Annotated in this window: 25 protein-coding genes; 8 read left to right on the top strand and 17 right to left on the bottom strand. The window is 70.8% G+C overall.

All coding sequences use genetic code 11. From position 1 onward, the window contains the following. Positions 1 to 14: 14 nt before the first annotated feature. The 6 genes from JIAGA_RS0117470 to JIAGA_RS0117445 form a co-directional block, all read right to left on the bottom strand. Positions 15 to 992: a sugar ABC transporter substrate-binding protein gene (locus tag JIAGA_RS0117470; RefSeq protein WP_026876667.1), complete on the bottom strand. Its 978-nt coding sequence runs from the start codon at positions 990 to 992 to the stop codon at positions 15 to 17. A gap of 112 nt (positions 993 to 1,104) precedes the next feature. After that, the gene (locus tag JIAGA_RS34650; protein WP_026876666.1) at positions 1,105 to 2,091 is read right to left on the bottom strand and encodes an alpha-ketoacid dehydrogenase subunit beta; all 987 of its coding nucleotides are present in this window, start codon (positions 2,089 to 2,091) and stop codon (positions 1,105 to 1,107) included. Next, positions 2,084 to 3,049: a thiamine pyrophosphate-dependent dehydrogenase E1 component subunit alpha gene (locus JIAGA_RS34645; protein ID WP_026876665.1), complete on the bottom strand. Its 966-nt coding sequence runs from the start codon at positions 3,047 to 3,049 to the stop codon at positions 2,084 to 2,086. Before JIAGA_RS34645 ends, JIAGA_RS34650 begins: the two co-directional genes overlap by 8 nt. Continuing rightward, the gene (locus JIAGA_RS0117455; RefSeq protein ID WP_051426214.1) at positions 3,046 to 4,407 is read right to left on the bottom strand and encodes a lyase family protein; all 1,362 of its coding nucleotides are present in this window, start codon (positions 4,405 to 4,407) and stop codon (positions 3,046 to 3,048) included. Before JIAGA_RS0117455 ends, JIAGA_RS34645 begins: the two co-directional genes overlap by 4 nt. After that, the gene (locus tag JIAGA_RS0117450; protein WP_026876663.1) at positions 4,407 to 5,183 is read right to left on the bottom strand and encodes an SDR family NAD(P)-dependent oxidoreductase; all 777 of its coding nucleotides are present in this window, start codon (positions 5,181 to 5,183) and stop codon (positions 4,407 to 4,409) included. The genes JIAGA_RS0117455 and JIAGA_RS0117450 overlap by 1 nt, the downstream gene beginning before the upstream one ends. Positions 5,184 to 5,388: 205 nt before the next feature. Continuing rightward, positions 5,389 to 5,805 (bottom strand): Fur family transcriptional regulator, encoded by a 417-nt coding sequence (locus JIAGA_RS0117445; RefSeq protein WP_026876662.1) that lies wholly within the window; start codon positions 5,803 to 5,805, stop codon positions 5,389 to 5,391. Positions 5,806 to 6,137: 332 nt separating this feature from the next. Between JIAGA_RS0117445 and JIAGA_RS0117440 the strand changes: the two genes are divergently transcribed. The 5 genes from JIAGA_RS0117440 (at position 6,138) to JIAGA_RS0117420 (ending at position 10,919) form a co-directional block, all read left to right on the top strand. Further along, complete coding sequence (locus JIAGA_RS0117440) at positions 6,138 to 7,184, top strand: metal ABC transporter substrate-binding protein (protein ID WP_026876661.1); 1,047 nt, start codon at positions 6,138 to 6,140, stop codon at positions 7,182 to 7,184. A 13-nt stretch (positions 7,185 to 7,197) separates the two neighbouring features. Beyond that, positions 7,198 to 7,953, top strand: a complete 756-nt coding sequence (locus JIAGA_RS0117435) for a metal ABC transporter ATP-binding protein (RefSeq protein WP_026876660.1) — start codon at positions 7,198 to 7,200, stop codon at positions 7,951 to 7,953. Further along, complete coding sequence (locus tag JIAGA_RS0117430; protein ID WP_026876659.1) at positions 7,950 to 8,942, top strand: metal ABC transporter permease; 993 nt, start codon at positions 7,950 to 7,952, stop codon at positions 8,940 to 8,942. Before JIAGA_RS0117435 ends, JIAGA_RS0117430 begins: the two co-directional genes overlap by 4 nt. A gap of 36 nt (positions 8,943 to 8,978) precedes the next feature. Then, complete coding sequence (locus JIAGA_RS0117425) at positions 8,979 to 10,220, top strand: RNA polymerase sigma factor (RefSeq protein WP_026876658.1); 1,242 nt, start codon at positions 8,979 to 8,981, stop codon at positions 10,218 to 10,220. A gap of 240 nt (positions 10,221 to 10,460) precedes the next feature. Beyond that, positions 10,461 to 10,919, top strand: a complete 459-nt coding sequence (locus JIAGA_RS0117420; RefSeq protein WP_026876657.1) for a MarR family winged helix-turn-helix transcriptional regulator — start codon at positions 10,461 to 10,463, stop codon at positions 10,917 to 10,919. Positions 10,920 to 10,962: 43 nt separating this feature from the next. On the opposite strand, the gene JIAGA_RS0117415 is transcribed toward JIAGA_RS0117420, so the two are convergent. The 7 genes from JIAGA_RS0117415 to leuA form a co-directional block, all read right to left on the bottom strand. Beyond that, the gene (locus JIAGA_RS0117415) at positions 10,963 to 11,748 is read right to left on the bottom strand and encodes an isoprenyl transferase (RefSeq protein ID WP_026876656.1); all 786 of its coding nucleotides are present in this window, start codon (positions 11,746 to 11,748) and stop codon (positions 10,963 to 10,965) included. Then, the gene (recO, locus tag JIAGA_RS0117410; protein ID WP_026876655.1) at positions 11,745 to 12,473 is read right to left on the bottom strand and encodes a DNA repair protein RecO; all 729 of its coding nucleotides are present in this window, start codon (positions 12,471 to 12,473) and stop codon (positions 11,745 to 11,747) included. Before recO ends, JIAGA_RS0117415 begins: the two co-directional genes overlap by 4 nt. A gap of 61 nt (positions 12,474 to 12,534) precedes the next feature. Continuing rightward, positions 12,535 to 13,023 (bottom strand): pyridoxamine 5'-phosphate oxidase family protein, encoded by a 489-nt coding sequence (locus JIAGA_RS0117405; RefSeq protein ID WP_026876654.1) that lies wholly within the window; start codon positions 13,021 to 13,023, stop codon positions 12,535 to 12,537. A 164-nt stretch (positions 13,024 to 13,187) separates the two neighbouring features. After that, the gene (locus tag JIAGA_RS0117400; RefSeq protein WP_026876653.1) at positions 13,188 to 13,628 is read right to left on the bottom strand and encodes a type II toxin-antitoxin system VapC family toxin; all 441 of its coding nucleotides are present in this window, start codon (positions 13,626 to 13,628) and stop codon (positions 13,188 to 13,190) included. Then, positions 13,625 to 13,891 (bottom strand): type II toxin-antitoxin system Phd/YefM family antitoxin, encoded by a 267-nt coding sequence (locus JIAGA_RS0117395; protein WP_211239710.1) that lies wholly within the window; start codon positions 13,889 to 13,891, stop codon positions 13,625 to 13,627. The genes JIAGA_RS0117400 and JIAGA_RS0117395 overlap by 4 nt, the downstream gene beginning before the upstream one ends. Before the next feature lie 57 nt (positions 13,892 to 13,948). Further along, the gene (dacB, locus tag JIAGA_RS0117390; RefSeq protein ID WP_051426212.1) at positions 13,949 to 15,523 is read right to left on the bottom strand and encodes a D-alanyl-D-alanine carboxypeptidase/D-alanyl-D-alanine endopeptidase; all 1,575 of its coding nucleotides are present in this window, start codon (positions 15,521 to 15,523) and stop codon (positions 13,949 to 13,951) included. Positions 15,524 to 15,887: 364 nt separating this feature from the next. Continuing rightward, the gene (leuA, locus tag JIAGA_RS0117380; RefSeq protein ID WP_026876650.1) at positions 15,888 to 17,648 is read right to left on the bottom strand and encodes a 2-isopropylmalate synthase; all 1,761 of its coding nucleotides are present in this window, start codon (positions 17,646 to 17,648) and stop codon (positions 15,888 to 15,890) included. Between the two features lie 177 nt (positions 17,649 to 17,825). Between leuA and JIAGA_RS0117375 the strand changes: the two genes are divergently transcribed. Further along, the gene (locus JIAGA_RS0117375) at positions 17,826 to 18,509 is read left to right on the top strand and encodes an alpha/beta fold hydrolase (protein ID WP_084469755.1); all 684 of its coding nucleotides are present in this window, start codon (positions 17,826 to 17,828) and stop codon (positions 18,507 to 18,509) included. 44 nt (positions 18,510 to 18,553) lie between these two features. Here the strand turns inward: JIAGA_RS0117375 and JIAGA_RS36360 are convergent, their stop codons facing one another. The 3 genes from JIAGA_RS36360 to era form a co-directional block, all read right to left on the bottom strand. Continuing rightward, a complete protein-coding gene (locus tag JIAGA_RS36360; RefSeq protein WP_425402788.1) occupies positions 18,554 to 18,850 on the bottom strand; it encodes a PIN-like domain-containing protein in 297 nt (98 codons plus the stop codon). Between the two features lie 124 nt (positions 18,851 to 18,974). Continuing rightward, positions 18,975 to 19,655, bottom strand: a complete 681-nt coding sequence (locus JIAGA_RS0117365) for a DUF433 domain-containing protein (RefSeq protein ID WP_169738883.1) — start codon at positions 19,653 to 19,655, stop codon at positions 18,975 to 18,977. Between the two features lie 67 nt (positions 19,656 to 19,722). Further along, positions 19,723 to 20,664 carry a GTPase Era gene (era, locus tag JIAGA_RS0117360; protein WP_026876646.1) on the bottom strand — a complete coding sequence of 314 codons (942 nt, stop codon included), beginning with the start codon at positions 20,662 to 20,664 and terminating at the stop codon, positions 19,723 to 19,725. Positions 20,665 to 20,767: 103 nt separating this feature from the next. On the opposite strand from era, the gene JIAGA_RS0117355 reads away from it, so the two are divergent. Both JIAGA_RS0117355 and JIAGA_RS0117350 read left to right on the top strand, forming a co-directional pair. Then, complete coding sequence (locus JIAGA_RS0117355; RefSeq protein ID WP_026876645.1) at positions 20,768 to 21,094, top strand: DMT family transporter; 327 nt, start codon at positions 20,768 to 20,770, stop codon at positions 21,092 to 21,094. Further along, on the top strand, positions 21,094 to 21,675 hold the full coding sequence (locus tag JIAGA_RS0117350) for a TetR/AcrR family transcriptional regulator (RefSeq protein WP_035812655.1): 582 nt from the start codon (positions 21,094 to 21,096) through the stop codon (positions 21,673 to 21,675). The genes JIAGA_RS0117355 and JIAGA_RS0117350 overlap by 1 nt, the downstream gene beginning before the upstream one ends. 135 nt (positions 21,676 to 21,810) lie before the next feature. Here the strand turns inward: JIAGA_RS0117350 and JIAGA_RS33235 are convergent, their stop codons facing one another. After that, on the bottom strand, positions 21,811 to 24,069 hold the full coding sequence (locus JIAGA_RS33235) for a zinc ribbon domain-containing protein (RefSeq protein ID WP_026876643.1): 2,259 nt from the start codon (positions 24,067 to 24,069) through the stop codon (positions 21,811 to 21,813). Between the last annotated feature and the right edge of the window lie 58 nt (positions 24,070 to 24,127).

Raw genomic sequence — 24,127 nt, 5'->3', positions numbered from 1 at the left:
GCCGCGCCCGGCGGTCACCACTGCGGCTCGCATTCGTCGACGTTCTCCGCGGTGATCACTGGCGTGTCGTAGAAGACCAGCTCGCCGGTGCCGTAGGAGTCGTCGTCGATGGCCTTCTTGAGTTCCTCCATCGCGCGGGCGCCGCCGTCGTACGGCTTGTAGCAGACGGTGCCGTCCATGCCGCCGGCGGCGATCGAGTCGATGCCCAGCTGCGCACCGCCGACGCCCCACACGACGGCGCTGGACCCGACCGCGTCGACCGCCTGTTGGCAGCCGACCGCCATGTCGTCGGAGATCGCGTAGAAGCCGACGATCCCGGGGTTGGCGTTGAGCATCGAGGCGCACGCCGTCTGCCCCTGGTCGGCGACCCAGCCGCCGGGCTGCTCGGCGACGATCTCGAAGGTCCCCTCGGTGACCGCGCGGAACTCCTCCACCCGCAGGGTGTTCTCGGCATAGCCCGGAGCGCCCAGCACCAGGCCGATCGGCCCGCCCTCCGGGACGCTCTCCATCATGGCCTCGCCGACCATCGCGCCGACGCCCGTCTCGTTCTCGATGACCAGGGAGCTGAGCGACGGGTAGACGTCGTCGATGGCCCGGTCCGCGCCGATGATGCTGTGGAAGCTGACCACCTTGATGCCGGCCTCGGTCATCTGGTCGACGAACCGGCCGGCCTCGGCCGCGTTCGCCGGGATGATGATCACACCGTCGGGCTCCTGGGCGATGATGTTCTGGACGTTCGCGGCCTCGGTCTGGACGTCGCTCTTGCCGTCCAGGTGCGCGATCACCTCGCAGCCGAGCTCCTCGGCCTTGTCGATGATGCCGTTCGCTCCGGCGTTGGGGTACGGGAAGCCGGTGCCGGAGCCGTTGTCGATCGCGATCCGGCAGCTCTCGGACCCGCCCGACTCCTCCGCCCCGGTCTCGTCGGTGGTCGCCTCGGTCGCGCACGCGGCCAGAGCCACCGCCAGCACGCCGGCGAATGCAGCGGACCTCACTCCGTTGTGGTGCCTCATGCCAGTCCTCTCGATCTTCTCGGTCCTGGGTGCCGTCCGGCGCCGTTCCGGGCGGACGGCTGGTCAATCGATTGAGTACGGCGGTCCGCCGTACTCAGCGGGCCGCCACCACCTGCCGCAGCGCTCCGGTGACATCGTCGGCCGCCGGAACCACCGCGGCCGCCAGTCCTGGCGCCGAGGGCAGCCGCAGGTCCGGCACGGCCACCCGCACCGGTGGCGCCGCCAGCTCGATGCCCGCCTCCGCCACCCGCGCGAGCACCTCCGCGCCGAAGCCGCCGGTGCGGTTGGCCTCGTGAGCCACGACGAGCCGGCGCGTCTTCGCGACGGACGTCAACACCTCGTCCCACGGGAACGGGTCCAGCCAGGGCGTCTCGAGCACCTCGACCTCCTGGCCCTCCGCGGCGAGGACGTCGGCGGCGTCAACCACCTGCCGGGACATCGCGCCCCAGGTCACCGCAGTGGCCGCGGTGCCGGAGCGGCGGGTGCGCAGGCCGCCGATCGCGGCCACCGGCCCACCGACGCTCACCTCCTGCTTGCCGCCGTGATAGAGCGTGCGGTTCTCGATCACGACGACGGGGTCGTCACACGCGATCGACGACAGCAGCAGGTCGTAGGAATCCTGGGCGGTCACCGGCATGCACACCCGGATGCCGGGCGTGTGCAGGAAGAACGCCTCGAGGCTCTGCGAGTGCTGGGCGCACGACCCCGGGGCGACACCCTGCTGGGTGCGGATGGTGATCGGTGCGGTGAGCCGACCTTCCGACACGTAGCGGACGTTCGCCGCCTGGTTCACCACTTGGTCCAACGCGACCAGGAAGAAGTCGGTCCACATGATCTCGACCACCGGCCGCCGACCGAACATGGCGGCACCGACGGCGGAGCCGATGATGGCCGACTCGCTGATGGGAGTGTCGAACACGCGGTCGCCGAACTGCTTGCGCAGGCCCTTGGTCACCCCGAACACGCCGCCCGGCACGCCGACGTCCTCGCCGTACACCAGGACCTCGGGCCGTTCCTCCAGGGCGCGGCGCAGGGCCGCGTTGGCCGCCTCGCCGTACGAGAGCTTGCGGATCTCAGGCATGCACGTGCCTCCTCACGGCCTCGGCGTCGGCCAACGGGGCGGCCGACGCCTCCTGCGTCGCCGTCTCGATCTCGCGGGCGGCATCGTCGCGCGCCGCCTCGATCTCGGGTTCGGGTGTCCCCGCCGAGCGCAGCGTCCGCTCCAGCCGGGCGATGGGCTCGTTCTCGGCCAGCCGTTCCAGCTCACCGGGTTGCCGGTACTGCTCGGCGTCGCCGATGTAGTGGCCCACCAAACGCGCCGTCATGAGCTCCAGCAGGACCGGGCCGCCGCCCTCGCGAGCGCTCTGGACGGCATCGCCGACCCGGTCACGGACCACGGCGGGATCGTTGCCGTCGATCCGCTCGCCCAGGATCCCGTAGGCCCGGGCCCGGTCGGCGAGCACGTCGGCGCGGACCATGTCGCGGATCGGCGTCAGCTCGGAGTACTCGTTGTTCTCGCAGACGAAGACGACCGGCAGGTCGAACGCGGCGGCGAAGTTCATCGACTCGTGCACCGAGCCCTGGTTCATCGCGCCGTCGCCGAAGACGCACAGGGCCACCCGCCCGGTGCCGTCGAACCGGCCGGCCAGTGCCGCGCCCACCGCCAACGGAGCCCCACCCCCGACGATGGAGTTCTCACCGTGGAAGCCGTACTCGGGCGCGCTGAAGTACGCCGACCCGCCACGCCCGCCGTTGACGCCGGTCGCCCGGCCCAGCAACTCCGCCAGGATGCCCACGGCCGGCACGCCGCGGGCCAGCGCCCACCCGTGCCCGCGGTACGTCGCGAACAGCGCGTCGGCCGGCTCCAGCGCCGAGCAGGCTCCCACCGGGCCTGCCTCCTGCCCGATGCACAGGTGCACCGAGCCGACGACGTCGCCGTTCAGGCGGAGGTCGCGGATCTTCTCCTCGAGCAACCTGACGCGCCACATGTCGCATAGATCGCGCAGCAGCACCTCGGTGCCGGTCTCCGTTTCCGTCATCGTCCCTTCGCCTCTCGCTGGACCGACCACGCCTCCAGGGCGCGGTCGCAGATCGATTCGGCCTCGCCGACGTACTCGCCGGGGGTGATGCCGTCGGGCAGCAGTGCGACGACCTCGGCGGTGCGCCGCAGGACGTCGTCGAGCGTCGTGTCTTCGGCGCGAGCCCGCCCCGCGGCCGCATAGACGGTGTCGTGCGCCTTCTCTCGTCCCAGGTGCGGCGCCAAGCGCATCATGTACGCCTCGGACAGCACCGACCCGCCCTCGGCGCCCATGTTCGCCGCCATGGCTGCGGGGTCGACCTGCAGGCCGTGCGCCGTGCCGGCGGCCAGCGCCACCGCTGCGGCCGTGCTGCAGGCCAGGTCCGGCAGGATCATCCACTCGGCCTGCCATTCGCCGGTGGCTCGTTCGTGACCGGCCTCGAGCGCCCGGTACAGCCCGGGCAGCAGGGTGGCCGCGTGCACGCTGAACCCGAGCATCGCCTCCGACGAGATCGGGTTGCGCTTCTGCGGCATGGTCGACGACGCGCCCCGATGGTGGCCGTCGATCTCGCGCACCTCGGCGATCTCGGTCCGGGACAGGTCCGCGACCTCACGCCCGAACCGGCCGGCCGTCCCGGCGGCGGCCGCGCAGGCCGCACCGAACTCGACGAGTCGGTCGCGCGCCACGTGCCACGGGACGTCGTCCGCGGCCAGCCCGAGCTCGCCGGCCATCGCCCGCCGGACGGCACCCGCCGCCGTTCCCAGCGCCGCCGACGTGCCGCCGGCGCCGTAGAGCGAGACGACACTGACCGCTGTCGTCGCCGCCCGCTGGCGGGCCAGGTTCCGCGTCACCTGGCCGAGGTACGCGGCGATCTTGGCTCCGAATGTGGTCGGCACCGCCTGCTGGGCGTGGGTCCGGGCGGCCATCACGGTTCCCCGGTGCCGCTCGGTCAACACGGCCAGGGCGTCGCCGAGTTCGCGCAGCAGCTCCTCGAGCCGCCGCCCGGCCGCGGCAAGCTGCAGCACCAGCCCGGTGTCCATGATGTCCTGCGTGGTCGCGCCCCAGTGCACCCGCGGCGGCCTGGACCCGTCGACCGGATCGGCCAGCTGCCGCACCAGGGGCAATACCGGGTAGCCGACGTTGCGCGACTCCGCCCACAGTGTCGGCAGGTCGACCGGCCGCTCCGCGATGCGCCGCTTCAGCGCCTGGACGTCCTCGTCGTCGACGACGCCGACGCTCGCCTGCGCCTGGCACAGCGCCAGCTCGGCGCGCAACCACCCGTCGACGGTGGCCTCCTCGCTGAACACGCGTGTCATCGGCTCGTCCGCGTACAACGCGGTGAGCAGCCGGAACGGCCCCGGAATCGCACCACCGGCCATCAATGCATCTCCAATCCGCCGTCGACGTTGACCGCTTGGCCGGTCACGTAGGACGCGAGGTCGCTGACGAGGAACAGCACGACGGCGGCGAGTTCGCCGGGGCGGCCCTCCCGGCGCAGCGGCGCCGCGGACGTGACCTCCCGCAGGTAGGCCTCGCCGGCGCCGGGGCCGAACTCGCGGCCGCGGTCGGCGATGATGCCGTCCCACATCGGCGTGCGGAAGACGCCCGGGCACACGGCGTTGACGCGAACCGCCGGCCCGTACGCCATCGCCGCCGACTTGGTCATGGACAGCAGCGCCGCCTTGCTGGCCGCGTAGTGGACCGCGTTGGGACGCCCGGACCGCCCGGCCACCGAAGCCAGGGTGACGACGGCGCCACCGTGGCCGGCCATGGCGTTCGCGGCGGCCTGGGTGACCAGGAACGTCGCGGTGAGGTTGACGTCGACGATGCGCCGCCAGGCGGCCTCGCCGACCTGGGCCATCGGCGTGGTCTCCATGATGCCGGCGCAGTTGACGAGGGTGTCGAGGCCACCCAGCCCGGCGACCGCCGCCTCGACCACTGCCGCCGGCCGGCCGGTCTCGGTGAGGTCCGCCTCGATCCCGAACGCCGCGTCGCCGAGTTCGCCGACGGCGCCCTTCACGCCGTCACCCGGCAGATCGCAGACCGCGACGCGGGCACCGGCGTCCACGAGCGCCCGGGCACAGGCCAGGCCGAGGCCACCGGCACCCCCGGTGACCAGGGCACGGCGGCCCCCGAGGTCGACAGCAACGCTCACGGCACCTCCTAGTCAAACGATTGACTGAAGGTACCAGGCACCCCTGAGGCGGACAAGAGGGGAAATTTCAGGGCGCCAGACCGTGCGGGACGTCACCAGGCGTCCTCCCGCTTCACCGGGCATGCATGGCGAAGCGGGAGAACGCCTGGTGACGTTCGAGGTTCGTTGTCTCACCTGATCATGGGAGCCCGACGACCGGGTGCGCTCAGGACCGAGCAGCGCAGCGCGGGCAGGTACCGAAGATCTCCAGCGTGTGCGAGACGTCGACGTACCCGTGCTTCTCAGCGACCGACGAGGCCCAGCGCTCCACCGCCGGACCGGCGATCTCCACCGTCGCCCCGCACGAGCGGCAGACCAGGTGGTGGTGATGCTCCTCGCGCACGCAGCGGCGATAGACGGCCTCGCCGCCGTCGGAGCGCAGGACGTCGACCTTGCCGTCGTCGGCCAACGTCTGCAGAGTTCGGTAGACCGTGGCCAGCCCCACGCCGGCGCCCCGGTCCCGCAGCACGGAGTGCAACTCCTGGGCGCTGATGAAGTCCTCGGTCTCGTCGAGCACCTCGTCGACCGCGGCGCGCTGCCGCGTCCGGCGGTGCTCCTTGACCGGTTGTTCGCGTGCCGACACGTGTGTGGCCCGCCTCCCTGCTCGTTCGATGGCACTCATCACCGGGCCGTTCCACCCTAGTGGAGGGCCTGGCCGTCCGGCCGGAGGCGAACCCGGCCAGTCGATTCTCATTACCATGTCAGTGTAGTCCTGCCGGCACCGCCCCGCCCCGGACGCGAAAGCCCGCCCCGTTGATCTTGGAGCAATGGGGCAATTGGGGCCCTGATTGCCCGATTGATCCCGCGAAAACTCCAAGATCAACCTTGGCCGGCGGGTGGGCGAGGGGCTGGGCGGACGTACCACGGGGTCGCCTGTTTTGACAATGGTTGTCAGTCTTGATGAGAATGTGTCCCATGAAGACTCGTCGTGCGGCAGCGTCCGGGCTGACCGCTCTCGCCATGACCGGCCTGGCCCTTTCCGCCTGTGGCTCCGACGACGACGCCACCGCCGGTGACGACGGGCCGAGCGTGCTCGCGTCGTTCTATCCGCTCGCCTTCGTCGCCGAGCGCGTCGCCGGTGACCACGCCTCCGTCGACAATCTCACCCAGCCCGGCGGCGAGCCACACGACCTCGAGCTGTCCGCGCGCCAGGTCGGCGCGGTGACCGACGCCGACCTCGTCGTCTATCTGGGCGGCTTCCAGCCGTCCGTCGACGAGGCCGTCGAGCAGAACGCCGAGGACCGTGGCCTGGACACCGCCGAGCTGGTCACCCTGCTCGACGAGCACGAGAGCGATCACGAGCACGGCGACGACCATGCCGAAGACGAGCACACCGACGAAGCGCACTCCGACGACGAACACAGCGACGAGGAGCACGGCGACGACCACGCCGACGACCATGCCGAGGAGGGCCACGAAGGCCACGACCACGGCGACCTCGACGGCGACCCGCACATCTGGCTCGACCCCGCCAACCTGGAGCCGATCGCCGAGACCGTCGCCGACCGGCTGGCCGACCTCGACCCGGACAACGCCGACGCTTACCACGCCAACGCCGACGACCTCATCGCCGACCTGCACGACCTGGACGAGGAGTTCGCCACCGGCCTGGGCCAGTGCGAGCGGCAGGTGTTCGTCGTCGCGCACGAGGCGTTCGGGTACCTGGCCGACAAGTACAACCTGGAGCAGGTGGGCATCTCCGGCATCGACCCGGAGGCCGAGCCCTCGCCGGAGCGGCTGGCCCAGGTGCACGACGTCGTCAAGGCCGAGGGTGTCAGCACCATCTTCTACGAGCGGCTGGTCAGCCCGGCCGTGGCGGAGACGCTCGCCGGCGACCTCGGCGTGGAGGCCGCGGTGCTCGACCCGATCGAGGGCCTGACCGACGAGACGGCCGATCAGGACTACTTCGACCTGATGCGCGCCAACCTGGAGGCACTGCGGACGGCCAACGGGTGTTCCTGAGTACGGTGTCGTCATGAGATCACCCGTCGTCGACGTCCGCGGCTTGCGCGTGGAGCTCGACGAGCGCCCGGTGCTGCACGGCGTCGACGTCCGCGTCAGCGAGGGCGAGGTCGTGACGCTGCTGGGTGCCAACGGGTCGGGCAAGTCGACCCTGGTGCGCGCCATCGTCGGCCTGGTGCGACCGGCGGCCGGCGACATCGAGCTGTTCGGGTCGCCACTCGGGTCGTTCCGCCACTGGCGGCGCATCGGCTACGTGCCGCAGCGCACCACCGCCGCGGCCGGCGTTCCGGCCACCGTGCGTGAGGTCGTCGCCGCCGGTCGGCTGGCGCACCGACGGCTGTTCCAGCCGTCCCGGCGAACCGACCGCGACGCCATCGACCACGCCATCGAACTGGTCGGGCTGTCCGAGCTGGCCGGCCGAAGCGTCGACACGCTCTCCGGCGGTCAACAGCAGCGGGTGCTCATCGCCCGCGCCGCGGCCAGCGAGCCGGACCTGATGGTCCTCGACGAGCCGAACGCCGGCGTCGACCAGCGCAGCCAGGAAGCGTTCGCCCGCGCGTTGCGGACCTTCGTCGCCTCGGGCCGCACGGTACTGCTCGTGCTGCACGAGATGGGCCCGCTGGCCCCGCTGGTCGACCGTGGCGTCATCCTCGACGGCGGCCGGGTCGTGCACGACGGCCCGCTGCCGGCGCCTGCCATGACACTCACCGGGCCACCCGACCATCACGACTACGGCGACAACGACGAAGCTGGGCGGCTGTTCGGATGAGCTTCCTCGATTACGACTTCATGCAGCGCGCGCTGATCGCCGCGGTGCTGACCGGCCTGGCCGCGCCCGCCGTCGGCACCTACCTGGTGCAGCGGCGGCTGGCGCTCGTGGGCGACGGCATCGGGCACGTCGCGCTGACCGGCGTCGCTGTCGGCCTGCTGACCGGCTGGGCGCCGGCATGGACGTCCGTCGTCGTCGCCATCGCCGGCGCACTCACCATCGACATCGTCCGGGCCCGCGGCAAGGCCTCCGCCGACGTCGCCCTGGCCATGTTGTTCTACGGCGGCATCGCCGGCGGCGTGCTGCTCACCGGGCTGGCCGGCAGTACGGCCGCCACCCTGAACACGTACCTGTTCGGCTCCATCACGACGGTGTCCGGTGACGACCTGTGGGTGGTCGCCGTGCTGGCCGTCGTGGTCATCGCACTGGCCGTCGGGCTGGCGCCGCAGCTGTTCGCGATCTGCCAGGACGAGGAGTTCGCGCGGGTCACCGGCCTGCCGGTGCGCCTGTACAGCATGCTGATCGCGGTGATGGCCGCGGTCACCGTCAGCGTCGCGATGCGGACGGTCGGGCTGCTGCTTGTCAGCGCGCTGATGGTGGTGCCGGTGGCGACGTCGCAGCAGCTCACCCGCAGTTTCCGCACCACGTTCTCGCTGGCGCTGGTGCTCGGGCTGGTGCCGTCCGTGGCCGGCGTCATCTTCTCGTACTACGTCGACGTCGCACCGGGCGCGAGCATCGTGGTGGCCTCGCTGGCCGGGTTCGTGCTGGCCTGGCCCCTCGGCACGGCCCTGCGGCGACGGCGCAACGCCTCGCCCGCGGCGGCGGCCGAGGACCCCCGCGTCACCGGTGCTCATGTACCGGCCGGCACACATCCGCACCGGCACGACCCGGACTGCGGCCACCCCACCGTCGAACACGGCAACCACACCGACTACCTGCACGACGGCCACCTGCATGCCGCGCACGGGCGCCACTACGACGAGCACTGAGCACGTTGTCGGTGGCGTGACCCACAATGGGTCACCGTGAACGGCATCGAGGAGCAGCTGCGCGAGCAGGCACCGCACGTGCTCGGCGCGCTCGTGCGCCGTTACGGCCACTTCGACGCCGCCGAGGACGCCGTCCAGGACGCACTCCTCGCCGCCTCGGTGCAGTGGCCGGACCAAGGCGTGCCGGACAACCCGCGGGCCTGGCTCATCACCGTCGCGTCCCGTCGGCTCACCGACCAGTTGCGCAGCGAGTCCGCTCGGCGCCGCCGCGAGGAGACGGCCGCCGCGCTGACGCCGTCCGACGTGCTGTTCGCCGCGCCGCCGGCCGACGAGGCGCCGCCGTCGCAGGACGACACCCTCACGCTGCTGTTCATGTGCTGCCATCCGGCGTTGTCGGCGCCGTCGCAGGTGGCGCTCACGCTCCGAGCGGTCGGCGGCCTCACGACGGCACAGATCGCGCGGGCGTTCATGGTGCCCGAGTCGACCATGGCGCAACGCATCAGCCGGGCCAAGCAGAGCATCAAGACCAGCGGCGTCGCGTTCCAGCTGCCGCCGGCCGACGAACGCGAAGGACGGCTGCGCGCCGTGCTGCACGTGCTCTACCTCATCTTCAACGAGGGTTACACCGCGACGTCCGGCGCCGACCTGCATCGCGTCGAGCTCACCGCCGAAGCGGTCCGTCTGACCCGCCAGGTGCATCGTCTGCTCCCCGACGACGGCGAAGTCGCCGGCCTGCTGGCGCTGATGCTGCTCACCGATGCCCGCCGGCCGGCCCGTGCCCGCGCGGACGGAACCCTCGTGCCCCTCGCCGAACAGGACCGTGCGCTGTGGAACGCCGAGGCCATCACCGAGGGCGTCGCTCTCATCACCGACGCGCTCAGCCGCACCCGGGTAGGCCCCTACCAGGTGCAAGCCGCCATCGCCGCCGTCCACGACGAAGCCGGGCGGGCCGAGGACACCGACTGGGAGCAGATCCTCGCCCTGTACGAACTGCTGGGGCGCCTCGCGCCGAACCCGATGGTCACCCTGAACCACGCGGTCGCCGTCGCCATGGTGCACGGGCCGCACGCGGGCCTCGAGCTGCTGGTAACGCTCGAGTCCGACAGCCGGCTGGCCGAACACCACCGGCTGGAGGCGGTCCGGGCCCACCTGCTGGAGATGGCCGGCGACGCCGAGGCCGCCCGAGCCGCGTACGAGCTCGCCGCCCGCCGCACCACCAGCCTGCCCGAGCAGCGCTACCTCGAGGACCGCGCCGCGCGACTGGCCTCAGCTGGGTGAGGCGCCCACAGCGCCGGCGCACCGTCGGCCGTCCCACACACGAGCGGCCACCCTGTCGTCATCGTCATTCAAAGAGTGATCATGAACGGAATTGCCTGAACGCCTGCCCGACAGTGTTGTCGAAATGCGATGATGGCGAATCACATCGTGACGGGCGGGTCGTTATCCGGTGCACCAAGCGCACAGACCGGTAATTTTGCCTGTACGTGTCACCACGACTTGTCGGTTCAGAGGGGTTTCATGAACGCGTCCAGGGCGCCCGAAGAGCGGCACCCCATCGGGTATTGGCTCAAGCTCGTCGATCGGCTGATCGACCAGGGCTTCGACGCCGTCCTGGGCAGCGCCGCCGTCACACCACGGCATTGGCAGATCCTGAATCTGCTCGAATCCGGGCCGGCCACCTACGCGCACATCGACGATGAAGCCGCGCTCTACCTCGCACCCCACATGCCGACCGTCCGCCCCGTCGTCGACGACCTCTGCAATCGCGGCTGGGCCACCCCCGTCGGCACGGACCGCGTCGCGCTGACCGACACCGGCGTCAAAGCCCTGATGGACATCCAAGCCGCCGTCGCCGCCGATCGCGAGCGCGTCACCGCCGGCATCAGCGAGGACGAATACCGCATCGCCGTCGACGTCCTCATGCGCATGGCCACCAACCTCGGCTGGCGCGAAGAGCGCGACATGGGACCCGTCTGACCGGCGGTGGGGATCCCCGGACGCAGCAGGCCACCACTCCAAGTCACACAGCGGGCGCTGCAGGGTCCGCTCCCCCGTACCGGCGATCACGCCGCGCGTAGATCTCGACCGCCTCCCACAACTGCCGGCGGTCGAAGTCGGGCCACAACGTGTCCAGGAAGACCATTTCGGCATATGCGGACTGCCACAGCATGAAATTCGACGTACGCTGCTCCCCCGACGGCCGGACGAACAGATCGACATCCGGTAGATCGGGATTGTAGAGATAGCGCCCGAGCGTACGTTCATTGACCTTGTCCGGCCGCAGCCGCCCCGCCGCGACATCGGCGGCCAATGCCGCGGCAGCGTCGCCCAGTTCGGCCCGGCCACCGTAGTTGACGCAGAACTGCAACGTGATGACGTCATTGCCGCGAGTGCGCTGCTCGGCATCCTGAAGCTCACCGATGACGCTCTTCCACAGCCGCGGCCGGCGCCCCGCCCAGCGGATCCGCACCCCGAGCGCATCCAACTCGTCACGGCGACGACGGATCACGGCACGGTTGAAGCCCATCAGGAAGCGGACCTCCTCCGGCGACCGCCGCCAGTTCTCGGTCGAGAACGCGTACACCGACAAGTGCCGGATGCCGATCTCGATGGCGCCGTGGATGACGTCCAGCAGGACCGCCTCGCCGGCCTCGTGACCCTTCGTGCGCGGCAGCCCACGCGCATTGGCCCACCGGCCGTTACCGTCCATGACCAGCGCCACATGCGCCGGCACCAAATCCGGCGGCACCGGGGGCGGCACCGCTCCCGACGGATGCGGCGTCGGGGGCGTGTACGTCCGCCTCACCGCTCCACCAGGCCCAGCGACCGCAGCCCCCGCTCCAGGTGCCACTGCAGAAACGCCGCCGTGATGCCACTGGCTTCGCGCCGGGTGCGCGGCTCGCTGGCGTCGGCCACCGCCCAGTCACCGGTGAGCAGCGCCCCCAACAGTGCGACCGTGTCCGGTGCCGGAGCGACCGTTCCCGACGGCCGGCACGACGGACAGACCATGCCGCCGGCCTGGACGGAGAAGAGCCGGTGCGGACCGCCCGCGTCACAACGGGCGCAGTCGGAGAAACTCGGCGCGAACCCGGCGATCGACAGCCCTCGCAACAGGTAGGCGTCGAGCACCAGGCCGGGGTCGTGCTCGGCGCCGGCGAGCGTGCGCAACGCCCCGACCAGCAGCAGATAGTGCTGGACGGCCGGTTCGCGCTCCTCGGCGGTGAGCCGCTCAGCGGTCTCCAGGATGGCGGTTCCGGCGGTGTAGCGGCCATAGTCGTCGGTGATGCTCATGCCGTACGGTGCGATCGTCTCGGCCTGAGTGACGATGTCGAAGGTGCGGCCCGTGGCGTACTGGGCGTCGACATGCATGAACGGTTCGAGCCGAGCGCCGAACCGGCTGGTGGTGCGGCGTACCCCTTTGGCGACCACCCGGACGCGACCGTTGGCCCTGGTCAGCAGCGTGACGATGCGGTCGGCCTCACCCAGCTTCTGGGTGCGGAGGACCACCCCCTCGTCACGATAGAGCGCCACGCGGCCCACTTTATCCGCTGCCGAGATCAACACCGTCCGGCCACGCCACCCCTCCCCATGATCAAGAGGCGATGGCGGGCGCCCAGATGCGCGACGGCCGCCCAGCGGCGAGTTCGACGCCGCGCAGCACCTGGACTCGGTACGGTTCCAACCGCAGCACCCCGAAGGCGGGATCGGCCGGTGAACGCCAGAACCGGCCGGGCGGGTAGCCCACGCCGCGTGGGCTGCCGGCCTGGTAGAGGTCCCAGACGTGCTGTTTGTCGGCCCGGCCCTCGACCCAGGTCGCGACGGTGTCGACGGCGACGGCGTTCTGCTTGGGGCTCCAGTACGAGAACGACGCGTGCGGGTTCACGGCCAGGTGCGCCGTCTTCACCGGCGTCGGGAACGTCGCGAGCCAGCCCAGGGGCGCCCCGTCGATCACCTCCCACACCGCGATCAGCACCCGGGACCGCGGGCGGCCGCGGCCGTCGACGGTGGTCATGGTCGCGTACACGATGTCGCCGAGGATGTCGGCGAAGTCCTGCTCGATCTCGGAAAACGTCGTGCCCACCGGGCTTCCTCCAGGATGGTTACTTTTCGTGCCTGTGACTATCCTCGGACGCCGGCGCGCCGCGCGGAAGACGGCACTTCGAAGTGCCTCGGTCACGTGGAGGAAACCATCGCCCTATGATCATCGGCTGTTCACCCCGCCATGACGGGGTCAATGGCCGATGATCAAGGGGATCCGCTGGCGGCGAGCACCCGGACGTGCCCCTGCGCCCCGTACTCGAGCAGGGCGCGATCCGCCGTGACCAGCGTGGCGTTCACCGTGCGCGCGGTCGCGACGATCATGCGGTCGGCCGGGTCTCGGTGCAGCTCCCCGGGCAGCCGGGTGCTCGCAACCGCGATCTCGGGCGCCAGCGGGACGATGTTCAGCGCGGGGTGCGTTGCCACCGACTCCACCCATGCTCCGACGTCTCGGAACAGCGGCAGCCGGCCCTTCTCCGCCAGCATGGACACCTCCCACAGGCTGATGGCGCAGACGTCGGCGCCGCCCTCGTAGGACGCGTTCTCGATCAGTTGCCGGGCCTCGCGGGACAGCCGTTCGTCGCCGGCCAGCATCCACACCAGGACATGGGTGTCGAGCAGGACGTGGGTACGTCCCTCGGCGATCACCGCAGGGCGTCCCAGTCGTCCTCGACAGGTGCGACCAGATCGCCGTACTCGCCGACCGTGCCGGCCAACGCGCCGAACAGCGGCGCCGGCGGATCGACCGGCACCAACCGGGCGACCGGCCGACCCCGTTTTGTGATGGTGACCGGCCGGCGGGTGGTCGCGACCTCGTCGAGCACCTGCAGGCAGACGGCCTTGAACCGGCCGGCACCGATCTCGTCCCCATCGGGGGCCGGACTCGCTGGTGTGGCAGCAGCCATCGTCATACCACCATGGTCACCGACCATGGTCACATCGTCAAACTCCCGGCACGACCCCGCCGGTCAGCAGGCCTTGACCCAGGAGCACTCCACATCGTCGGGCAGTTCGGCGGTCGGGACCTCGATCTCCGCCGTCCGGGCCGTGGCCGCCGCTTCCTGCGTGTGCTGCGCCAGCCGCACGGCGATCCGGTCCTCCAGGTCAGACGGCTTGCCGCTCAGGTAGTCGTTGAACATGATCGAGAAGATCAGCCGTCGGCCATCGGCGTCGTCCACGTAACCCGACAGCGCCGACGCACCGGTCAGCGAGCCCGTCTTGGCATGGACGTTGCCCGCGGCCGGCGTGTTCCTCATCCGCGAGCGCAGCGTCCCGCCGACCATGCGGTCGGAGACGCCGGCGATCGGCAGCGCCTCGTACCAGGTGTCGAACCAGGGCCGGTCCTGCACGGCGAGCAGCAGGTCGGTGATCTCCGCGGCCGGCACGAGATTGCGCCGGGACAGCCCGGAGCCGTCCCGGTTGGCGACGGTGGCGGTGTCGACGCCGAAGCCGGGCAGCTCGTCGCGCAGCACTCCGAGCCCGGCCGACCACGTGCCCGCTCCGGCCACCTTCCGGCCCATGGCCTTGATCAGCACCTCGCCGTGCCCGTTGTTGCTGAGCTTCATGAAGGACACCATCAGCTCGCTGAGCGGCATGGACGTGTGCTCGGCCAGCACGCGGGCGTCGTCGGGGGTGACGCCGCGCACCGGCGCACCGGTGACCCGGACTCCCTTGGCGGCCAGCGCCTTCGTGAACACGTCGGCGGCGTAGACGGTGGGCTCCCAGACGCTCGCCCACTCGCTGCTGCCGCTGCCGCCGGCCGCGACAGAGCCGCTGACGACGATGCGGTCGCTGCCGTGCTCGCGCTCGACGCTGACGTCGTCGCCGCTGCCCGCCGCACTGGTGGTGGCCTCGTTGACGATGGTGACGGCGTCGGTGTGCGGGGTCAGCGTGACCACGGCCGGGCTGCCCTCGGCGGCACCGGGATCGACGTTCACGATCACCGTGCCGGCGTCGTAATCGGTGTCGGGCGCGACCGTCAGCGCCGAGATGGGCGCAGCGTAGTAGTACGGCTCGTCGTCCCAGGCCCAGTCGTTGCCCAGCCGGACGTCGTCGAACCAGGTGTCGTCGGCGACCACGCGCCCGGAGACGACCCGGACCCCGTCGTCGGCGATCTGAGCCGCCAGTTCGGCATAGTCGTCCGCGAGCAGGGTGGGATCGCCGGTGCCGCGCAGATACAGGTCACCGCGCAGCACCGGACCCGTCTGCCGGCCCGCCGTGGCCACCGTCGTCGAGAACGTGTAGTCGGCACCGAGCACATCCATCGCGACCGCCGAGGTCAGCAACTTCTCGTTCGACGCCGGCATGAGCCGCTGGCCCGGATCGTGCTCGTAGAGCGCCTCGCCGGTGGCCGCATCCCGGACGACGACCGACGCCTGCCCGCCGTCGAGACGCGGATCGGCCAGGATGGCGTCGAGGTCCTGGGCGAGCGCGGTCTGCTCGGCGGTGACCGGTTCGGGATCGGCGCCGAAGACGCCAGACCCTCCCGCGATCAGCGCTCCGACGGCGAACGGGATGACGAGGTTCCGGGTCCGCAGGGCCATGGGGTCGCTCCTCGGCGTCGCAAGATCGTATCCGCAGAGCGACGACGATGGTCTATACCTCTACCGCTGTCAAGACTTGTCCGGTTCTGTCAAGCTACGCGTCACGGGGTGAGCGGCGGCAGGTCACCTGATCTCCGTTTCGCCACTTGATCGTCTCCAGCATGTGGACCATGGACGATCAGGTGACGTACTCGACGGATACGGCGCCCTTGTGCACCTGATCGTTCCGCGTCCGCATGCTGGAGACGATCAGGTGCACGAGCGACGACGCCACCTGGGCGGACGGATCGCCGTCGTCACCTGATCGCCCAGATGCAGACGATCAGGTGACGCATCGGAGATCAGGTGACGACGGCGGGTGGTCTCAGACGGACCCGGACGCCGCCGCCGCGGCGGCGCGGTTCACCGCGCTCACGATCGCCTCGAGCGACGCGGTGACGATGTTCGCGTCGATGCCGACGCCCCAGTAGACCTCGCCGCCGACCGTGCACTCCAGGTAGGCCGCCGCCTTGGCATCGGCGCCGGAGCTGAGGGCGTGCTCGGCGTAGTCGAGAACGCGAACGTCATAGCCGATGCCGGACAGCGCGTCGATGAAGGCGTCGATCGGGCCGTCGCCGCTGCCGGTGAGCACCTTCCGTACGCCGTCGACGTAGACGCCGACCTCGAGCGCGTCGCGCTCCCCCGCCGCCGACGACGTGTGCACCGAGTTCAGCGCCAGCGGCGTCGTGCGGTCGAGGTACTCGGCGCGGAAGACGTCACCCATGCGTCCCGGCTCGATCTCGCCGCCGTCGCCGTCGGTGAGCCCCTGGATGACGCCGGAGAACTCGATCTGCAGCCGGCGCGGCAGGTCGAGCTGGTGCTCGGACTTCATGATGTAGGCGACGCCGCCCTTGCCGGACTGCGAGTTCACCCGGATGACCGCCTCGTAGGTGCGGCCGACGTCCTTGGGGTCGACCGGCAGGTACGGGACCTCCCAGGTGTGGTCCTCGATGGCGACGCCGGCCTGCTTGGCGTCACGCTCCAGTGCCTCGAAGCCCTTCTTGATGGCGTCCTGGTGGCTGCCGGAGAAGGCCGTGTAGACGAGGTCGCCGCCCCACGGGTGTCGCTCCGGCACCGGCAGCTGGTTGCAGTACTCGACGGTGCGACGGATCTCGTCGATGTCGCTGAAGTCGATCTGCGGGTCGATGCCCTGGGTGAACAGGTTCATGCCCAGCGTGACCAGGCAGACGTTGCCGGTGCGCTCGCCGTTGCCGAACAGGCAGCCCTCGACGCGGTCGGCGCCGGCCATCAACCCCAGCTCGGCCGCGGCGACCGCCGTGCCGCGGTCGTTGTGCGGGTGCAGCGAGAGGATCATCGACTCCCGCCGGGGCAGGTTGCGGTTCATCCACTCGATGGAGTCGGCATACACGTTGGGCGAGGCCATCTCGACCGTGGCCGGCAGGTTGACGATCACCTTGCGGTCCGGCGACGGTTCGAGTATGTCGGCGACGGCACCGCAGATCTCCGCGGCGTACTCCAGCTCGGTGCCGGTGTAGGACTCCGGCGAGTACTCCCAGTAGATCTCGGTGTCCGGGGTGATCGCCTCGGCGTACTTCTGGGCCGTGCGGGCGCCGTTGGTGGCGATGTCGGTGATGCCGTCGCGGTCCAGCCCGAACACGACCCGCCGCTGCAGGACGGACGTCGAGTTGTACAGGTGGACGATGGCCTGCTTGGCGCCGACGAGTGACTGGAACGTCCGCTCGATCAGCTGGTCGCGGCACTGCGTGAGCACCTGGATGACGACACCGTCGGGGATGTGGTCGCCCTCGATGAGCTCACGGACGAAGTCGAAGTCGGTCTGGCTGGCGGCCGGGAACCCGACCTCGATCTCCTTGTAGCCCATGGCCACCAGGAGCTTGAACATGCGCATTTTGCGTTCGGCGTTCATCGGGTCGATGAGCGCCTGGTTGCCGTCACGCAGGTCGACGGCGCACCACTGCGGCGCGGTCTCGACGCGCCGGGTCGGCCAGGTGCGGTCGGGCAGATCGACGGCGATCTGCTCGTGGAACGGCCGGTACCGGTGGACTGGCAGGCCGGAGCCGCGCTGCATCGGCGGCCAGGACGGCGTGGTATCAGAGGGGTTCATTCCAGAGGCTCCTGCGAGTGGTCGGGCAAGCGCGACCGGCAGCGCGAACTCACCGCGATGAGGGAGCCGGTCTAGCGGACCCCACCGCGGCAGCTAAGCAGGAGGCTGAAGCGCTGCACGCCTGAGACTGTAGCACCGTCGGCCGCGACACCGCCCACGGCCGGTACCGTTCCCGGGGTGACGCACCTGCGCATCGCCGACGGCGTCGAACTCGCTCACCGCCGCTGGGGCGGCCCCGGCGACACGCCGGTGGTGCTGCTCCACGGCGCCGGCGGCGACGCCTCCACCTGGGACGACGTCGGCCCGGCCCTGGCCGCCGCGGGCCGGTTGGTGCACGCCTACGATGCGCGAGGCCACGGCGCCAGCGCCCGCACGCCCGCCTACTCGTTCGAGCTGATGCGCGACGACCTCCTCGGTGTCCTGGACGCCCTGGACCTGGAACGAGCCGACGTCGTCGGCCACTCCATGGGCGGAGTCGTCGGCTACCTGTGCGCCGCGACCCACCCGGACCGGGTCCGGCGGCTGGTGCTGGAGGAGACGCCACCGCCGTGGCCGCGTCCGGACGTCGCCGTCGGGTCGCGCCCCGACGGCGACCTCCCCTACGACTGGGCCGCGCTGACCGCGATCAGGTCCCAGGTGCGCACCCCCGACCCCTCGTGGCCGTCGCTACTGCCGTCCATCACGACGCCGACCCTGGTCATCGCCGGCGGCCCGCAGAGTCAGGTACCGCAGGACCGCATCGCCCGGATGGCCGCGCTGATCCCGTCCGCCACGCTGGTGACCATCGACGCCGGCCACCGGGCCCACGCCACCCGCCCGGCCGATTTCCGCACCACCGTGGAAGCGTTCCTTGCCGCTTGATCACCGACTCGGCACCGTGGGCGGGTCCAGGTCTCTCCGTCCAGTTATCCAACGCTGCGAAGGTTGAGCGGACGGAGTCCCGACGGGCTCATGGCTAGTGCCCACGGTCCCGCGCCGCGCTTGATGATCTCCCTCCGCAAACGTGTCTCGTGCTGCAGAAAGAGCTTCATCTGGTCCCGAGGGCCGAGGTCCTGCTTCGCACCGATCCACACTGATCGGATGCCGTACTCGTGGTAGGCCTTCAGCTCAGCTGGTCTCGTGCGGATCCGCTTGTCCCGGCCGAGCACGATTAGCCCCTGCGCGCCGACCACTGGCATCCAGTCCAGGTCAGCGGTCCCCAGCGCACGTCTGGTAGGCCCTCATGCCCGGGATAAAGCACGTCTTCACGTCCGCTACGCCGCAGGAGCTTGCCCAGCCCGAGGGTGTTCTCGTCCGCGAAGTACACCGGAGCGAGCCCTGTCACCATCAGGCTGCGCGCTCGCGACCAGCAATCAGCTCGAAGCGAATAGCCTCATCGACCTGCTCGGGACTGAGATCGTAGAGGTCGACCAGTTCCTCCCGGCTGGTGCCAGCACGAAAGTCTTCGGCCAGCGACTCGGTCCGAACATTCCGAATGGCCGGCTGCCCAAACGATCGGCTCGGGTCCATCACGACGTCGGGAGTCCTCATGTCGGGCTTGAGCCGTCCGACGACATCGTCGACGTACTCGACCGCAGAGCTGAAACGCTCGGCCGACTCGGCGAGCACGAGCTGATCGTTGCGAACGACCACGAGCTGGAGCTGGCGCTCCAAGCTCACCTGCTCTTGCACGACCCGAACCAACTCGCGGCCGTCGACGTCGAGAAACGGCCGCGCATGGGCCAAGGGATAACGGCCGAATTCTTTGCGAAGTTCGACGATGGCGGGACGGAGACGCTGAACGGGAACATCACGACTGCGGAACTCGGCCAGCAGCCGTGCCTCCACCATCTCGCCCCAGGTGACCACGTCGCCACCGGTCGGCTCCGGGCGAAGAACCGGCTGGTAGAACTTCCTACTACGCTCGTACCCCTCCAGCCAACGGCGCGCGGTGCCTGCAGGCAAGCCGACGAGACGGTCCACATCCGAGTAGGAGTAGATCGCGCGATCAAGCAGGGAAACCGCCATGTGCACCATATTGGCACCCGGCACCGACACAGAGCGACCTAGTCGCCTCGTATCGCCGTTCGGCCCGTCAGAAGCCCAGGCGGCCGAGTTGCTTGGGGTCGCGCTGCCAGTCCTTGGCGACCTTGACGTGCAGATCGAGGTAGACCGGCGTTCCGAGCAGCCGTTCGATCTGGGTGCGGGCGCGGGTGCCGACCTCGCGGAGCCGGGCGCCCTTGCGGCCGATGACGATCGCCTTCTGGCTGTCGCGCTCGACATAGAGGTTCACGTGGACGTCCAGTAGCGGGCGGTCGTCGGGCCGGTCCTCGCGCGGGATCATCTCCTCGACGACGACGGCGATGGAGTGCGGTAGTTCGTCGCGGACCCCTTCGAGCGCGGCCTCGCGCACCAACTCGGCGACGAGGGTCTCCTCCGGCTCGTCGGTCAGCTCGCCGTCCGGGTACAGCGGCGGGCCTTCGGGCAGCTGGTCGAGGAGGAGGCCGGTGAGCAGCTCGACGCGGTCGTTGGTCGTCGCCGAGACGGGGACGACCTCGGCCCATTCGATACCGGTCTCCTCGCCCAGCTTCGCGACGGCGGCCAGCCGTTGCGCCAGCCGGTCGGCGCCGATGAGGTCGGTCTTGGTGACGACGGCGACCTTCGGCGTGCGAGCGATGGCGGCGACCTCGCGGGCGATGAAACGGTCGCCGGGGCCGATGTCCTCGTTGGCCGGGATGCACACGCCGATGATGTCGACCTCGGCCCAGGTGGAGCGTACGACGTCGTTGAGCCGCTGTCCGAGCAGGGTGCGTGGCCGGTGCAGGCCAGGGGTGTCGACGAGGACCAGCTGGCCGTGGTCGCGGTGGACAATGCCGCGGATGGCGTGCCGGGTGGTCTGCGGCCGGTTGGACGTGATGGCGATCTTCTCGCCGACCATGGCGTTGGTCAGGGTGGACTTGCCCGCGTTGGGCCGGCCCACGAAACACACGAAGCCGGAGCGGAAGGGCCGGGAGTTCTGGTCGCCGTTGTCACCGATCACGGGTCGAGTCTCCCACTCTCGGACAGGAACCGTCGCCGATTTGGACGACCGTACAGTTTTTCTGGTACGCTCGTCCAAGAATTCGAGGTGGAGGATCCCCATGGCATGGCTGTACGTGATCGTCGGCGGGCTGTTCGAGACCGTGTTCGCCGTCTCGCTCAAGGAGTCGAACGGGTTCAGCCGGCTCTGGCCGACGCTGAGCTTCGCGGTGTCGGTGGTCATCAGCATGGCTCTGCTCGGCCTGGGCCTGCGGGAGCTGCCCGTCGGCACTGCCTACGCGGTCTGGACGGGCATCGGCGCGGCCGGCACCGCCGCCGTCGGCATGCTGTTCATGGACGACCCGGCGACGTTCTTGCGCATCGCGGCCATCGGGCTGATCGTGTGCGGGGTGATCCTGCTCAACCTCGTCGGCGGGTCGGCACACTGATGGCCACCGCCAAAGGCGAACAACGACGCGCCGACCTCGTCCGCGCCGCCACCGAGATCCTGCTGGCCCACGGGCTGGAGGCGGTCAGTCACCGGGCGGTGGCCACCCGCGCCGGCGTGGCGCTCGGCTCGACGACGTACTACTTCGCCGATCTCACCGACCTGCGCCGTGCCGCCGTCGACACCCTCGCCGACACCGACGCGGAACGCATGCAGTCCGCCGTCGACGCCCTGCCGGCCCGGCGGCGCAGCGGACCCGCGGTCGCGCGCATCGTCGCCACCCTCCTCACGCCGGACGACTACGACGCGCTGGTGGCCTGGTACGAGCGGTACGTGCACGCCGCACGCGAGCCACTGCTCGCCGACGCCGCCCGGCGCACCAACGCCGCGGCCCGCCAGCATGTCGAGACGGTGCTGGACCGCTCCGGGCTGCACACCGAGGTCCCGCCGCAGGTGGTGTTGGCGGTGGTCGACGGCGCCGTCATCGCCGCCCTGGTCGACGGCGCGGACCTCACCGGCGTACGCCGCGCCGCGGCCGAAGCCCTCACCGCGCTGCTGACCGCCACGACACCGGCGGCCTGACCCCCTCCGGGTCCGGGGACGACGCCTCCGCCTTCACCTGTTGATCATGGAGTTGGTCATGATCAACAGGTGAAGGATCATGATCTACTCCATGATCAACGGCGAGGTGGCCGGCGTTCGGCGTCGATGCTGTGCTCAGCGACCGCGTCGGCGCAATGCTTCGTCGACCTCCGGGTCACCGAGCTGACCGAGCCAGTCCAGCAGCTCCGGGTACGTCGACGGGTTGGCGGCGATGTACTTGCGCAGCCCCGGCTCCTGGGCGGCGATGTCCGCCAGCGTCTGCAGCGGCGTGTTCGGGTCGAGCGCGGTACGGGCGTCGAAGCCGGACTCGGAGACAGCCGGCTGGTCGACCCGGGTGGCGTCGACGCTGGGCTGGACGCGCGTCGCGACATCGTCCACCGCGGGGCGATCGGCCCTGGTCTCGGCGCTGTCGGCGGCAGCCGGCTCGGACACAGCCAGGCCGCTGATCGGGCCGGCGGTCTCCCGCACATTGAGACCGGACGCCTCGCGCGGGCCACCCGGTTCGGCGGCGTCGGGCTCGGCAGCGGCCTCCTCCTCGGCGGTTCCCGCGTCCGCCGCGCGCTCGCCGGACGCATCCGCTTCCGCCGCGCCGGCACGAGAACCGGCGGACTCCGCCGAGCTCTGCTCGGGCGCGCCGGCGAGACCGTCGCGAAGCCGCTCCTCGCTCGGCTCCTCCACCACCGGCTCCTCAGTGACGGGAACGTCGGCCGCACGAACCTCCGGCTCGCGGGAGTCCGTACCCGCGGGCTTGTCGGTTTCGCTCTCGGACGGGACCGCCGGACTGGCCGGGACGTCGTCGCGCTGCTTCTCCCGCCCAGCGGCGGCCGCACCAGCAGCGGCCGTGCCAGCGGCCCCGCCGGCCGTGGCACCGGCGGCCGTCGTCGTGGAGGCGTCCGCCGTCGACGTTGCCGTGCCGTTGCCGTTGCCGGGGAGCACGCTGCTCAGGTTGAGCTGGCTGGCACCCACCGGCCCGAACTCGCCGCGAACCGATCCGGGCGCGGTCAGCACCACGATCACCGCGACGCCGAACCACCACAGGAGGCTGAGGATGACCGCGTCGGGCACCGCGACGATCTGATCGTCCGAGCCGCCGAGGACGGCCGCGACGACGACGCCGAGCAGGATCAGCACCCCGGCGGCGACGACGGCGACCGCGCGGCCCTGGTTGGGCGAGCGGACCAGTGCGTTACGTCCGACGAGGGCGGCCAGGGCCGAGATCAGCAGCAGCACCAGGACGACGATGCCCACGCCGCGGCCGGTCTCCACCGCGATGAGGCTGAGGACGTACAGCACCACGCCGACCGCCGCGGCCAGCATCGTGAGCAGGAACATCCGGGCCGCCACCGCGACCCAGTGCGCGGCTCCGGCCCGAGCCTGGAAACGGGCGTTCAGGGCCGGCGCGGAAACGGCGACGGCCAGCGCCGGGACGAGCACGAGCCATGGGCCGGCGTGGCTGAGGCTCCAGGCGTCGGGCATGGTCTCGTCGGCGTTCAGTTGCCACACGTTGACGAACAGGGCCACCGCGCCAAGGGTGATCAGCACGTCGCGCCAGGCGGCATCGCCGCGCAACACACCCCACAACGGCAGGGCGGCCAGCGCGAACATGGCCAGCATGGCCACGACGGCGTAGGTGATCTGCTCCCAGTCGAGGTTCTCGGCACCGTCGGTGAGGAACACGATCAAGCTGATCAACGTGAGCAGGGCGAACAGGCCGCCGATGCCCAGTGAGATCCATCGCCACAGCGCGCCGTCGCCGCCGTCGGCGGGCGTCTGCTCGGCTTGTCGCCCTTGGGCTGCCAGCAACGCGCCGGCCAGGCCGAACGCGATGCCGACGCCGATGCCGTCGCCGTTGTTCTCGCCGACGTAGCCGAGCACCAGCGTGATGAGGACGACCACGACGTAGGGCGCGTTGGCCGCCAGCCGGGCCAGCCGTAGCTCGGCGCTCCCCCACGCCACCGGAAGCACGCCGCCGCGCTTCAGGTACGGCAGCGACAGCGAGACGATGGACAGCAGGGTCACCAGGATGACGTAGACCTTGCCGGTGGCGGTGTCGGCGAGGTCCCACGGCATGCCGAACGAGACCAGCAGCAGGACCAGAGCGACGACGTCACGCACATAGTCGAGCACCGGGATGTCGGCGAACGGGTTCGGCCTGACCGCCTGGGCGCCCACCGCACCAGGACGAGCACCGGCCTGCGGCTGGCCGGGCTGGCCCACGGTGGCGGACGCCCCCGCGCCGGCCGCACCCGTCGTGCCCGCCCCGGACGCCCCCGCGCCGGCCGGCGCGGACGTGTCCGCCGTCATCGGTGTGCCGCAGTTGCCGCAGTAGGCCGTGCCCGTGGCCGGCGCCCCGCAGTTGCTGCAGAAGTTCATTGGACTCTCCGTCTCGATCGGTCGCCTCGGCCGGTCACGCCGAGTGGTACCGCCCGCC

The organism is Jiangella gansuensis DSM 44835, from assembly GCF_000515395.1.
Taxonomy (GTDB): Bacteria; Actinomycetota; Actinomycetes; order Jiangellales; family Jiangellaceae; genus Jiangella; species Jiangella gansuensis.
This window is presented reverse-complemented; position numbering and strand designations above follow the sequence as displayed.